This window comes from Arthrobacter sp. Dra40 (assembly GCF_059091905.1).
The window spans coordinates 1-1,415 of the sequence record NZ_JBNHHB010000487.1 but is presented as its reverse complement, the minus strand read 5'-3'; the positions used below and the strand labels follow the sequence as shown (position 1 = coordinate 1,415).

General features: G+C 64.7%; 1 protein-coding gene. It reads left to right on the top strand.

Features of this window, described 5'->3' with window-relative positions; all coding sequences use genetic code 11:
- Window positions 1-236: 236 nt before the first annotated feature.
- Window positions 237-1,415 (top strand): substrate-binding domain-containing protein (locus AC5RWT_RS37430; RefSeq protein WP_494084624.1); only part of this gene is annotated, 1,179 nt, incomplete at its 3' end.

Here is a 1,415-nt window from a genome sequence, read left to right as displayed (position 1 = left end):
AGCGGCCGGGCTTTCGCTGTCTATGGGGCAGTCGGCCGGTTCTGCTGCTTTTACCAGCCCTCCCGCCTCCCGCAATCGAATCGTGACCTTCTTCTCCGGTGTGACTGTTGACACTGCCGTGAGCCAGACCATAGATTTGCCGTAATCTGAATCACCTTTCAGGTTGGTGGCCTGATATCAGGTTCAGACAGTTCCAGAGACTCCTCGACAGATTTTTTCTACGAAAGGCATCGCCAGTGAAGGCAACGAAGAAGTTCCTGATGGCCGCGGCGCTGGTCACCGGACTTGCTGTGAGCGCGTGCGCGCCGACCGCCGGCGGCGAAACCGCCGGCGCGGCCGGAGAAAAGAGCAGCGCGCCCGAGAGCATCAACGTGGGCATCGTCTATTCCGAATCGGGCCCGCTCGCCGCCTACGGTGCGGCCTATTATCAGGGCCTGCAGGCCGGCATCGACCACGCCACCGGCGGCACCGGCGAGGTCAACGGCACCAAGCTGAATCTGACCTACCACGACGACGGCGGCGACCCCGACAAGGCGGTCAACGTCGCCAAGGACCTGATCGGCAAGGATTACAAGATCCTGGCCGGCACTGTGGTGTCCGGCATCGCGCTGAAGCTCGCCGAGCAGGCCGCGCAGAACAAGGTGCTCTACATCTCCGGCCCGGCCGCCACCGACGCGCTGCAGGGCATCAACGACTACACCTTCCGTTCCGGCCGCCAGAGCCTGCAGGACGTGGCCACGGCGGGAACCTTCGTGGATGACCTCAAGGGCAAGAAGGTGGTGGTGTTCGGCCAGGACAACGCGTTCGGCCAGGGCAACCTCGCCGCCGTCAAGGCCGTGCTCGGCGAGCAGGGTGCCGAAGTCGATGACGTCCTGGTGCCCGAAGACGCCACCGAGTTCACGCCGTTCGCCCGTCAACTGATCGATGCGAAGCCGGATCTGGTCTTCGTTGCCTGGGCAGGCGCCACCTCGGGATCCATGTGGCAGGCACTGAGCCAGCAGGGCGCGTTTGACGCCGCCCCGATCGTCACCGGCCTGGGCGACGCCGCCACCTTCGGCGCCTACGGCAAGGCCTCGGACAAGATCAGCTTCCTGAACCACTACTTCCCCGGTGCTGCCGGCAATGACGTGGAGAAGGCCATGATCGAGAGCGTAGAGGCCGACGGCAAGAAGGCCGACCTCTTCACTCCGGACGGCTTCGTCGCCGGCCAGATGATCGTTCAGGCAGTCAAGGAAGGCGGCACCGACGTCGACGCCATGGTCGCCGCCCTGGAAGGCTTCTCCTTCGACGGCCCCAAGGGTAAGACCGCCGTCCGCGCCTCCGACCATGCCCTGCTGCAGGAGATGTACCAGGCCAAGCTGGTCGAAAAGGACGGCGAGTGGGTGCCCGAGCTGATCAAGGCGGTTCCGGCTGAC